General features: G+C 41.5%; 12 protein-coding genes and 1 pseudogene. 5 read left to right on the top strand and 8 right to left on the bottom strand.

Annotated features, from left to right (window positions below; genetic code table 11):
• Positions 1–308: 308 nt before the first annotated feature.
• A complete protein-coding gene (locus NSP_RS12160) occupies positions 309–959 on the top strand; it encodes an IS607 family transposase (RefSeq protein ID WP_006197530.1) in 651 nt (216 codons plus the stop codon).
• 10 nt (positions 960–969) lie between these two features.
• On the top strand, positions 970–2,046 hold the full coding sequence (locus NSP_RS12155) for an RNA-guided endonuclease InsQ/TnpB family protein (protein ID WP_017804103.1): 1,077 nt from the start codon (positions 970–972) through the stop codon (positions 2,044–2,046).
• A 76-nt stretch (positions 2,047–2,122) separates the two neighbouring features.
• Here the strand turns inward: NSP_RS12155 and NSP_RS12150 are convergent, their stop codons facing one another.
• The 5 genes and pseudogenes from NSP_RS12150 to NSP_RS12130 all read right to left on the bottom strand — a co-directional run.
• The gene (locus NSP_RS12150) at positions 2,123–2,404 is read right to left on the bottom strand and encodes a TMEM165/GDT1 family protein (RefSeq protein ID WP_006197528.1); all 282 of its coding nucleotides are present in this window, start codon (positions 2,402–2,404) and stop codon (positions 2,123–2,125) included.
• 47 nt (positions 2,405–2,451) lie between these two features.
• Positions 2,452–2,883, bottom strand: coding sequence for a TMEM165/GDT1 family protein (locus tag NSP_RS12145; RefSeq protein WP_006197527.1), 432 nt, complete (start codon positions 2,881–2,883; stop codon positions 2,452–2,454).
• 505 nt (positions 2,884–3,388) lie between these two features.
• Positions 3,389–4,192 (bottom strand): iron chelate uptake ABC transporter family permease subunit, encoded by an 804-nt coding sequence (locus NSP_RS12140; protein WP_006197526.1) that lies wholly within the window; start codon positions 4,190–4,192, stop codon positions 3,389–3,391.
• Positions 4,193–4,281: 89 nt separating this feature from the next.
• Positions 4,282–4,668, bottom strand: coding sequence for an ABC transporter substrate-binding protein (locus NSP_RS12135; protein WP_006197525.1), 387 nt, complete (start codon positions 4,666–4,668; stop codon positions 4,282–4,284).
• 160 nt (positions 4,669–4,828) lie between these two features.
• Positions 4,829–5,551 (bottom strand): annotated as a pseudogene (locus NSP_RS12130) (ABC transporter ATP-binding protein); the annotation flags it as partial.
• A 281-nt stretch (positions 5,552–5,832) separates the two neighbouring features.
• Here NSP_RS12130 and NSP_RS26910 point away from each other — a divergent pair.
• Positions 5,833–6,009, top strand: a complete 177-nt coding sequence (locus NSP_RS26910) for a hypothetical protein (RefSeq protein ID WP_006197523.1) — start codon at positions 5,833–5,835, stop codon at positions 6,007–6,009.
• Positions 6,010–6,104: 95 nt separating this feature from the next.
• Here NSP_RS26910 and NSP_RS12125 read toward each other — a convergent pair whose 3' ends face one another.
• The gene (locus tag NSP_RS12125) at positions 6,105–6,455 is read right to left on the bottom strand and encodes a YkgJ family cysteine cluster protein (protein ID WP_006197522.1); all 351 of its coding nucleotides are present in this window, start codon (positions 6,453–6,455) and stop codon (positions 6,105–6,107) included.
• Positions 6,456–6,581: 126 nt separating this feature from the next.
• Here NSP_RS12125 and psb30 point away from each other — a divergent pair, with 126 nt between their 5' ends.
• Positions 6,582–6,704: a photosystem II reaction center protein Ycf12/Psb30 gene (gene psb30, locus NSP_RS24145; protein WP_006197521.1), complete on the top strand. Its 123-nt coding sequence runs from the start codon at positions 6,582–6,584 to the stop codon at positions 6,702–6,704.
• Between the two features lie 36 nt (positions 6,705–6,740).
• On the opposite strand, the gene NSP_RS12115 is transcribed toward psb30, so the two are convergent.
• Together NSP_RS12115 and NSP_RS12110 are read right to left on the bottom strand one after the other, a co-directional pair.
• Entirely contained in the window at positions 6,741–8,924 is a 2,184-nt protein-coding gene (locus NSP_RS12115) for a single-stranded-DNA-specific exonuclease RecJ (RefSeq protein ID WP_006197520.1), read from the bottom strand.
• 379 nt (positions 8,925–9,303) lie between these two features.
• Positions 9,304–10,743, bottom strand: coding sequence for an esterase/lipase family protein (locus tag NSP_RS12110; protein WP_006197519.1), 1,440 nt, complete (start codon positions 10,741–10,743; stop codon positions 9,304–9,306).
• Positions 10,744–10,823: 80 nt separating this feature from the next.
• Between NSP_RS12110 and NSP_RS12105 the strand changes: the two genes are divergently transcribed.
• Entirely contained in the window at positions 10,824–11,555 is a 732-nt protein-coding gene (locus NSP_RS12105; RefSeq protein ID WP_006197518.1) for a PEP-CTERM sorting domain-containing protein, read from the top strand.
• Positions 11,556–11,557: the final 2 nt, after the last annotated feature.

Here is an 11,557-nt window from a genome sequence, read left to right as displayed (position 1 = left end):
ACTCATCTGAACTTGTTTGAAATAGCATCTGCAATTCCAGCGCCGATGAATTTACTACACGGTAGTTACTTTGTACTGGAAGCAGTCAAACTATTAGCAGGTGGAACACTTTTAAGTTGGTGCTGGCGACAACAAGTTTAGTTATAATTTTCCTAGTCTTCAATTTCATCAAAAAACACAAGGAGGCCAAGTATGTTTGAGCTTTTTTGTGTTTTTTAGATTAATTATTCCGCGTCGGGTGAGCTATCCTAAGTTGACAATTAAATAGACATACTTATACACTTATAGACAAATATCTAAGTGTATTTATGTTTAAACCACATGAATTTGCCGAGAAAATTGGAGTTTCTGTTAAAACACTACAAAGATGGGACAATTCTGGAAAATTACCAGCAAAAAGAACACCATCGGGGCATCGGTTTTATACAGAGAACGACTTATTGATTATTCAGGGATTAAAACCCACAGAGCAACATCGTAAAAATATCGTTTATTGTCGCGTTTCTTCTAATGGACAGAAACCGGAATTGAGGAATCAAATCACCGCTATGGAAACATTTTGTTTAAATAGGGGTTTAGCTGTTGACGAATGGGTATCGGAAATTGGCGGAGGCTTGAACTTTAAAAGAAAGAAGTTCTTATCAATTATGATGTCTATGCTTCAAGGCGAAATCGCAATTATTGTCATAGCTCATAAGGATAGAATGTGTCGTTTTGCTTTTGAATTTATACAGGAGTTATCCAACTCTGTTAATTGCGAAATAATTGTAGCTAATCAAGAATCATTATCTCCTCAACAGGAATTAGTAGAGGATTTAATGGCTATCATTCATTGCTTTTATTGTAGATTGTACGGGCTAAGAAATTACTCTAAAGAGATTAAAACCAATCTCAAGAATGCCATTGACAAACCAGTACATGACATGGCAGAGTTAGACAAACAAGAAATACAGTGTTGAAGGTCGAACAATGCTTTTGTCCATCAAAACAAAGTTGAAATTAACCAAGGCTCAAGAGATAATCATGAGTAAACACGCAGGAATAGCGAGGTTTACTTATAACTGGGGTCTTGCTACTTGGAGACAACTTTACAAAGATGGATTTAAGCCCAATAAATATATACTAAAAAAGTTCTTTAATAACCATGTAAAAACAGAATTTGATTGGATTAAAGAAAAAGGTATTTGTCAGAAAATAACTCAATATGCTTTTGATAATTTAGGGGATGCTTTCTCTAGATTCTTCAGTGCTAAGAGTGATTACCCTAACTTTAAGAAGAAAGGACGCAATGATTCTTTCACTATTGATGCAGGTGGAAAGCCTATACCTGTAGGTGGCAAGTCGATAAAATTGCCTACAATTGGATGGATAAAGACCTACGAAGGTTTACCGCATACCACTTGTAAATCAATCACTATATCTCGTACTGCTGACAGTTGGTTTATCGCCTTTGCTTATGAACAAGAGCATGAACCAACCCTTAAAAAGTATGAAGTTGTAGGTGTGGATATTGGGGTAAAAGAATTAGCTACTCTTTCTACAGGTGTAGTATTTCCTAACCCCAAACACTACAAAACTAACCTGAGAAAACTTAAAAGACTTTCTAGGAAACTCGCCAGAAAGATCAAGGGTTCCAACAATAGGTATAAAGCTAAAATTACATTAGCTAGACACCATGCCAAGATAGCTAACTTGAGAAAGAATACCCTTCACCAAATCACTACTTACTTATGCAAAAACCACGCAAAGATAGTCGTAGAGAATTTGAATGTTTCAGGGATGCTATCTAATCATAAATTAGCTCAAGTAATTGCTGATTGCGGATTTTATGAATTCAAGCGTCAGCTAGAATACAAAGCTAAGAAGTTTGGTTGTGAAATAATCATTGCTGACCGTTGGTTTCCATCGACCAAAACCTGTTCCAATTGTGGACATATTCAAGATATGCCACTTTCAGAAAGAGTTTACAATTGCCAAAATTGTGGGCATTCAATGGACAGAGATTTAAACGCAGCAATAGTTTTATCGAGGTTGGCTAAACCTTGAACGCTTACCGAGGGATAACCGCTCCCATGCTCCCTTTGACGTAAGAAGTAGATGTCTAGCTTTGTCTAGTATTTATCTAGCAGGCTTCATCGTTAAATAATAGCAAACGTGCAGCCAGGATAGCAAACCCTACAGCTGCGATCGCCTTTAATAAACGCGTCGGTAATAATTCCGCCACAGCACCACCGGCTAATGCTCCTAAAAGGCTGGTGAGCAATAATGCACCAGCCGTACCGAAAAATACTGCTTTCCGAGATTGAGAACCTCCTGAAAGTGCGATCGCTGCTAATTGGCTTTTATCACCTAATTCTGAGAGAAAAACTGTAATAAAGCTGAGTCCTAAAAGATGCCAGTCCATATTTTTGGGGAATGGGGAGTAGGGAGTGGGGAATGGGAGTTTATGAATTACGAATTATGAATTACATCCCAAAACAGCATCAGGGAAATGAACAATAACATCATCCCGGCTGATTTTTCTACAGTTTTGGGACTGAGGCGATTAGCCATCCAACCACCTAAAAGCACACCTAACAAGCTGGTGGTGATTAGCGCCACCCCAGATCCGAGAAACACTACCCACGGCGCATGAGATTCCGCACTCATTAATAAAGTGGATAGCTGAGTTTTATCGCCAATTTCTGCAAGAAATATTGTAATGAAAGTGGTAGCGAAAATTGCCACTACTGATTCCTGCTTTTTTTGACTATCAGTAACTACAGGCTGAACTGGCTCAACGATTACAGCCGTTAAGTTAGATTCGTTACAGTCTTTTATTTCTGGTTGGTTTTCCGTCTCAGATGTGACAGAAAAAGTTACAGGTACAGAGTCAAGATTCACAGGCGGTAGCTCTAGTTGCTAGATGGCTTTCATATTTGTCTGCTATATAAAACCTAGACAAAACTAGACTTTACTTTCTACTTCAACGGGAGCATGGGAGCAGTTATCCCTCAGTAGACTTTCACGCCTTAGCCAGACGCGATTGTGTTCCAATTAAGTTTCTGAAAAAGACTACCACCATCATTGCTTGGTTTTCGCGTCGGCAATAGTCTCAATTCAATACTTGATATCACCGTATTATATATCAAGTAGTTGATTTTTTCCTAAAATATATATTGATTTTTGTGAATATAAGTATAGTTTTGTCTATGAAATTGTCAACTTAGGACTTGCTCATTTTCTCAGATTGTGGTCATAAATTGCAACCCCATTGCCCAAAATGCCATAGCTGAGGTAGGCAGGGGAGCAGGGAGCAGGGAGCAGGGGGGATAAATAACAAAGATAGTCTGATGAAATGGGGCAATTTATTTTCTGGAAATCCCAAAGGACTGATAACTGATAACTGTTAACTGTGTGATGGTTTGGAGATGAGAAGCCAAAGAAAATAAGGTGTCCCGATGAGGGCTGTAACTAACCCAGAAGGAATTTCTTGAGGAGCTAGGACAACACGACCCACGATATCAGCTAAAGTTACTAAAATTGCGCCTAAAATCGCCGCTATTGGTAATAGTTTGCGGTGTCGATCGCCTATTAATATCCTAGCAGTATGGGGAGCAATTAACCCCACAAAGCTGATAGTTCCCACTGTGGATACTGCCGCAGCTGCCAAAGCAACAGCGATCGCTAATATTACACCACGAGATGCCTGTAAACGCATCCCCAAAATTCGGGGTAAGTCTTCCCCTAACGCCATTAAATCTAGTTTGCGGGCAAATAACCACCCCAAGGGCAGTAAAATCACCGGAAAAGCCAACAATTGCCACACCTCATCCCACTGACGAGCGTAGGTGCTACCAGCTAGCCACACTAAAGCCTGGGCTACCTGCAATTTTGATTTCACCACCAATAAGTTAATCCCAGCCGCACAAAAGGCAGACACCGCAATTCCGACTAATGCTAGCCTCGCTGGTGCGACACCGTTTTGCCAAGCGGCTACATAAACCACCCCAAAGGCGACAACTGCACCGATAAAAGCTCCAATTGGGATAACGGTGCGGGGTAGTTTGATGTAACGCACGATGTTATGTAAGGCGCTGTCGTCTGGGGTGAATATGGCTGTGATGACTGTGGTGGGATGTTGGTTGATGTGGAGGAAGAGGAGTGTTAGTAGTATTAGGGTTCCTGTGATTAGGGGGCGAGTTTTGAGCATGGGGGGAGGTTTAAACGCAGAGGTACGCGGAGTTTAACGCAAAGGTACGCGGAGAGTGTCAAATCTGTTCTCTATTTTGGGTTAGGGATTTATGGATAGGGGTTGAAGAGTAGAGTGGGTGCGATCGCTGATAGGGTATCGTAAATGGTTTGATGTCTTAACTCTACACCTAGGATTAAATCAGGTTTTAATTGCGCGATCGCTTCTAAACTCGGTTCTTGGCGTGTCCCTATATCAACTACACTTTCAGCTAGGGATGGTTGTACATTCACATATTTTTGATAGCCCCGGATATCTGCAACTCCTACAGGTTGGATTCCCAAGGCTAGGAGGTTTTCTGCATACACCCATTCGAGGGCAACTACTCTAGTGGCAATTTTGCTAAAATTTTGGGGACGGGGAGAACGATTACAAGCTACTGTTAAGGCGGAAGCTGTCGCCGCAGTTAAAAAGTTACGTCTGGTAAATTTGCTCATTTTGCTATAGCTATCCTATTTGAATTTATGGAACCGCCAAGTCGCCTTCGCGTAGCGTCTCCCCTTCTCCCAAAGGGAGAGGCTAGCGCCAAGGGAGAAGGTCGCCAAGTGAAGAAGTAAAGATGCTATAAACTAATTTGTAATTCGTAATTCGTAATCCCTAATACCCAATCCCCAATTGACAAGGTAAACAGGTAGGATAGCCATTGATTGGATGAGGAATTACTGTCATTTCTACATCGAATACTTGCTGAATTATACTGGCTGTGATCACTTCTTTTGGTGTGCCAACGGCGACTACTGTTCCTTGCTTGAGCATGATTAGGCGATCGCTATAAGCTGCTGCTTGATTTAAATCATGTAACACCCAACCCACTGTTATTCCATGTTCTTGGTTGAGTCGTCGCACTAAACCTAAGACTTCTATTTGATGGCGGATATCTAAAAATGTTGTGGGTTCATCTAGTAATAATACTTTGGTTTGCTGTGCTAATGCCATCGCTATCCAAGCCCTTTGACGTTCTCCACCAGAGAGGCTATCTACTATTCTGTCTGCTAGGGGTTCTAATCCCGTTACAGCTAACGCCCATTCCATCGCTGTAATATCTTTTGCAGAAAAACCCCCTAATAGATTCTGATGGGGATAGCGACCATAACCAATTAATTCCCATACAGTCACACTGGGCGGTGCTTCTGAGGATTGGGGTAATATTGTCAGTTTGCGTGCTAACTCTTTTGTCGGTATCTGGGTAATATTGCGACCGTTCAAATAAATAGCACCCTTATTTGCGGGAATTAGTCTTGCTAGGGTGCGTAAAACGGTACTTTTCCCCGAACCATTCGGCCCCAGTAATGCAGTGATTTCTCCCAGAGGTAACGTTACTGAGCAAGTCCTAAGTTGACAATTTTATAGACAAAACTATACTTATATTGACAAGAATCAATATATATTTTAGGAAAAAATCAACTACTTGATATATAATACGGTGATATCAAGTATTGAATTGAGACTATTGCCGACGCGAAAACCAAGCAATGATGGTGGTAGTCTTTTTCAGAAACTTAATTGGAACACAATCGCGTCTGGCTAAGGCGTGAAAGTCTACTGAGGGATAACTGCTCCCATGCTCCCGTTGAAGTAGAAAGTAAAGTCTAGTTTTGTCTATGTTTTATATAGCAGAGGTCAGCAACGATGATTTTGCCATCATCAGCTATTTGCAGATTTTGAGATGCGATCGCCATGAGGACGGGCAAGATGCCCATCCCACAAGACATTCAGTAAATCTGAATATGCAAAATAGATGTGTTTTAGCTGAAAATCAACCCAAAACTATATTGTAGAGACGCGATTTATCGCTTTTCCAAAGAGCTTTAGGGACTGACAAATCAAAAAACATTCCAAATTTTCTTGTGGGATGGGTGTCCCCACCTGTCCCCTAAAAACCAACGGCTTTGTCGAAGCGGAGAATTTCCAAACTGCGATCGCCATAAACTCCCTCTATTTGCTGACGACAGCAGTCAATGGCAAAATCGTCAAGTTCTTCTGGCTCAATTTCGTACATATCCTGAAATATTTCTGGCTCTACACGACAGAACCGGGGACGATTTGCGTAAATAGTGCATTCTCGGCTGGTATGGTCGAAATTAACACACCATCCGCCTTCGCCTACCATACTCAGGTATAGTTCTAACTCGGCTGGGGAAAGATACTCTGCTAAATCTGGACGCTCTGCGGGGTCAAGATTACAACAAGCCCCACATTGTTTCACACATTGCCAGTTTGCCATTTTATTTATTTTCCTATAATTTTGTTAAGTAAATTAAATGTAACAGCCCACAGCCAGATATGATTAATGGCGAGTTTTGCAACTGAAGTTACTGTATTTTGAAAAGTTAAGAGGACAAGGGAAAAAATGTTTGACACTTTAAGCAATCTTAATTGGGAAGTTATCTTCCAGCTAGTTTCCGTTGGACTAATCCTCATTGCTGGACCACTAGTAATAGCAGTTCTGGCATTTCGCAACGGCAATATGTAAAACTGCAACATCCTGAGTGCTGAGTACATTTAAAGCTCATAACTCAGGACTCAGTGCCGATAATACCTGAAGAGCAGCTTGGATAATGTTGTCATACTGTGGTTGAGATATATCAATCTCTTTGGAGTCTTGACGATTGTTGCCTAATAAACCAATTGTACGTCCTGGTTGCATGACTAAAATTTTGCCTTCAGGATTTTTAATTCTTAATTCTGGTAAAACATCGTTTTGATAAATACCACAAGTATAATTTCGCTGTTTGTACTCAAAGTTAGTTTTTAATGGACTCGCAGAGGACTGATTAAATAAATCAGATATGGGTAGTCTTTGGGAATTGATGGCTTGTTGACTCAAATGATCATTGGCAAGTCTTGCACCGAGTAATTCTAACTCAATGGTAGTATTGCCGTTGAAGTGATTCTCTCGCAGCTTGTAAGCGATATCGATTCGCGGTGGTAGGGGGAAATAATCGCCCCAACGCCAGGCGATCGCTTTAATTTTATACTGTTGATCATGAATAGTTTGGCTCAGTGTTAATTTAATGTTACCCTTACCCACAATTTTTTGCTCAATGACTTGAACCCCAGATGTCCAAAATAAGGGGTCGGGGTTCTCCATACCGCAGGGATGCAGAGCATTTATTTGTTGGTAAAGCGGCTGATTAAGTTGATTGAAATCAGCTTCAGCATCAATTCTGAGTAGTGGTTTGAGGTGCTGTAGTTCTAGACACTGATTCGCAAACTCACATAAACGCGATCGCAATATCTCTAAATTAGCTGCTGGGAAAGAGAAACCCCCGGCGGCTTTGTGTCCCCCAAATTTACCTAATAAATCGTGACAATATTGTAACGCTTCAAACACATTAAACTCAGGAATTCCACGAGCCGAACCGCGAATGTGTCCTTCATCCTCATAAGTGCCAATAAACACAGGCACACCGTAGCGTTCTACTAAGCGAGAGGCGACAATGCCAATTACACCGTGATGCCAATTAGGTTTTATAACTACTAATACTCGGTCTTTTGGGAGTTCAGATACAAATTCGGCTTCTACATAGGCGATCGCTTCCTGTTCAATTTCCTCGCACATTTGCTGACGGCTAGTGTTCGTTAACTCACACTGCATCGCCCGGTCTAATGCGATCGCCATATCATCAGTAGTTAATAATTCAATCACCGTCTGAGGATCACCAATGCGACCAATAGCATTAATGCGTGGCCCCAAGCGAAAGCCAATATCTTCAGGCTTTAAACTTTTCGCAGATGAAGCAGAAGGTTTCCTTGCTCCCTGCTCCCTGCTCCCCTGCTCCCTGCTCCCCTGCTCCCCTGCTCCCTGCTCCCTGCTCCCTGCTTCTTCCCTCACCTGTAACCCAGCTACTTGAATTAACGCCTTGATTCCTGGTAAATTAGACTTGGGTAAATGCTTTAAACCACGTTTTACCCAGCGACGGTTGACCCCCGTTAAAGGAGCTAAGTCTGCAATGGTTCCCAGTGTAAATAAAGCTAACATCGGCTGAACTAAGCCCTTAATCTCTCCTAACTGTTGTGCTAAAGATACCGCTAAAATGTAGGCGACACCCACACCCGCAACACCCCGATAAGGTGACGATTCTGCAATCAGTTTCGGGTTGAGAATAGCGTTAGCTGGGGGTAATTTTGGGGGGATGTCGTGGTGGTCTGTGACAATGACATTCAGACCGAGTTCTCTGGCTCTGGCGATGGGTTCATAAGCGGAAATCCCATTATCTACAGTCAGAATTAACTCTACACCTTCACTGTGAAATTCTTCAACAATGCGTTTATTAATTCCATAACCATCGTGCATTCGGCTAGGAATAGCATAATCCACTTGCGCGCCTAAACTGCGGAGACTACGCAACAGTAAAGCCGTGCTAGTCATACCATCAGCATCATAATCACCACAGATCGCTATTTTAGCTTGAGATGCGATCGCCTGTTGCAATAACTCCACACTCATCGCCAAATCGGGAAATTCTTCTAGAGGTGAAGGTAAAATTAAAGACTCTGGATTTAAAAATCCTTGTGCTGCTTCTGGTGTTGTAATCCCACGATTAATTAATAACTGGCTAATAATGGGGGAAACATTGGTCATCATCGCCAGATTTTGGGCAAATTCTGGTTGCTGTGGATAAATTTCCCAGCGCTGATTCGGTAAACCCTGGTGAGGTGTTCTCGGTTTTGGGAAAGATTGATCAAGCATCAATTATCAGTTGTGAGTGTTGCTCCAAAAAGTAATTACTTAATTTTCCACAAACACATTTTATAACCCTGCGAGGGTATTTAATACTTTTGACTTCCCCTCCTGGGGCGCTCATAACATTTTTTGCACACCTTAAAACACATCAAGCCGACCATCATTCAGGATATCCGTATCATCCCAGAAAACGAGCGAAATATTTGGTTTTGTACAGTGTCCATGCTGCAATAATCTAACATTATTTTCCTGCCTACAGCAGGTTGAAGGAAAATAGGTACTACTTTGATGTTAAAACTGCTGTGGGGTGGGCATCTTGCCCGCCCTAGTGTACTTCACTTAAATCAAATATGCTGTATCTGTCAGCACAGCACTCCCCATTCTCCTAATTCCAAGGAAAAATTTCCAAATGAACTGCTGCTGCTCTCCCCAAAACTTTTGTCCCTCGTTCAGGTAAAAGAATATCAGCTAAGAAACCATCTGCATTGGGATTGGGATTTATGGGAATGTGCGGTTCTTCACTTTCATAATTCCAGGTGTACTTAGCCCTGTATTCACCATTTAAGGCTGTGACATCAATGATCAGAAAATCAGACCACAGGGGTACTTGGTCGAGATGGCTACCAAACAACCAGTTGCGCTCTTGTTTCACGAAGGAATGCAAAGCTAATTTAATCGCATATCTACAAGTACAATCATTACTAGCTGAGTAACTAGGTATCATGAAAGCTGTAAATAGTGGAACTGGTTTAGACCTGTTTAATTCTACTGTGATCGGACAATGATGTTCAATTTTTTGTTCATGTATAGCAACAGGAAGACCACGCAGAGCCGAGCGGACTTCCATCTGATAAAAAGTCGTGTTGCGATCGCTTAACTCCACATGACACAGAGATAGTTTAACCTTAAGATCGCCAAAGAAAAAGCGTTGCAGATTTTGATAAGCTTCTTCCGAGTTGACCATTCCAAAACGCCCACCATGAGTCCGATAAATATAGGCGCGATGCGATCCTCTCACATAGGCTTTCTCAATTTGAACTAAACCATCACTTTGAGCGCCTACCGTCCTCTGTGCAACACCAAAAGCAGCTTCGTAATCATGGGCATTTGTACCAATAATACAAAAAACCCGGTCAACTGGAAAAGCGTCATTTAGACTTTGAGGATCAAAGCTATCAGGTAACAAAAGTTTTTGCTGTGTTTTAGGTGTCAAATATTCATACATCCGCCGGGGGACAAAATCATCCATATTATTTAATCTGAGCGTGTCGATGATTTTTTCGATTATGCCACGCCCCATCTCAAAATGAATGCCACCATGAGGTGTACCATAGGTTAAGAATTTATCAATATGATCAAAAGCTTTCTCATTGTTCTCTGGATAAATCTTCTGGATCAGACTGCGACAAACTAGACCCCCCATAGAGTGGGCAATTAAGTAAACTTTCTTAGCACCTGTCTTAGATTTAACAGTCGTGATCAAATCTCTTAAACCCTGTGCGACTTCCTCCATTGAGAGTCTGATAGCTTTTTGAGAACCAAAGCTTTTGGTAGTGTCATCATAAAATCGGTAGATCCAAATAGATTTCCAGTAATTTTCCAGCTGCTGATCCTGATGATGGTCAAAAACAGGACGATAATCGTGGTCAGTAATTAGCCGCAGTAGTGGACTCTCGAAAAAAAACTGCTCCGGGTTTCCTTCCGCACCTACCCGAATATGTGCGGATCCATCATTGAATCCATAAAATGGATCTTCGACGGTTTGCTCAACGTCTTGATCTGATCCAGCATATCCACGGACATAGATGATTGGTAAATATTTCATATTATTTGCTTTTCTGAAACTTAAGTTTACCTTTCAGGCTTAGTTGCAATTAAAACCTACCAGAAGATATATTTTTTGATATGAGTTTGTTAGAATTTGTATTATTTTGGCTAGTCATTTATATGCAAAAGCTGGCGTTAGCTGCAGGAATCAGCCTGTGCTTGGGTTTACTGATGAGTGAGCCGGTAAAAGCTGCTAAATTGACCATAACTCCCACAGTTACTTTTGAAGTCGTAGATGGTGGGTTTTTAGGGACTTTCGATGGCTTAGGTGATGAGATTTTTCCTAATAATTTTGATACTGTAGTTTTAGGCTTTGAAGGAGAATCGGCAGAATTTGCCGAATTTGATCTGACTCAATTCTCTATTCCTCCTTTAGAATCAATTAGTAGTGTGATTTTTCAAGCTCAAATATCTACCACACAAGTTTTTGGTCTTGGCTCTCCTGGTGGTGTTCCGCCCAATAATCTGGGAGTATTTGGGTATGTAGGGAATGGGGAACCCAACGCATCTGACTTACAGGCAGGTATACTTTTAACTACAGTTGATACATCAACTGCTATCGGTGGGGAAATTATCCGTTTTGATGTGACTTCCTTTGTTCAAAAACGAATTAACAATGGTGATAGATTTGTGGGTTTAGCAGTCCGCGCCCAAGACCCAGGCGGTGTAGTATTAGGTGGTGCGAATTTCGGTGGGATACCTCCAACACTAATTATCTCAACCGTTCCTGAATCTTCTACTACTTTAGGTTTATTAGCCTTTGGTGCTTTAGGTGTAGTAGCAATGCGAAAACGCTCAGTTCGGCTTTGAGG

Source organism: Nodularia spumigena CCY9414 (genome assembly GCF_000340565.2).
GTDB lineage: Bacteria > Cyanobacteriota > Cyanobacteriia > Cyanobacteriales > Nostocaceae > Nodularia > Nodularia spumigena.
Note: the sequence above shows the minus strand (reverse complement) of the source record. Positions and strands in the feature narration are given on the sequence as shown.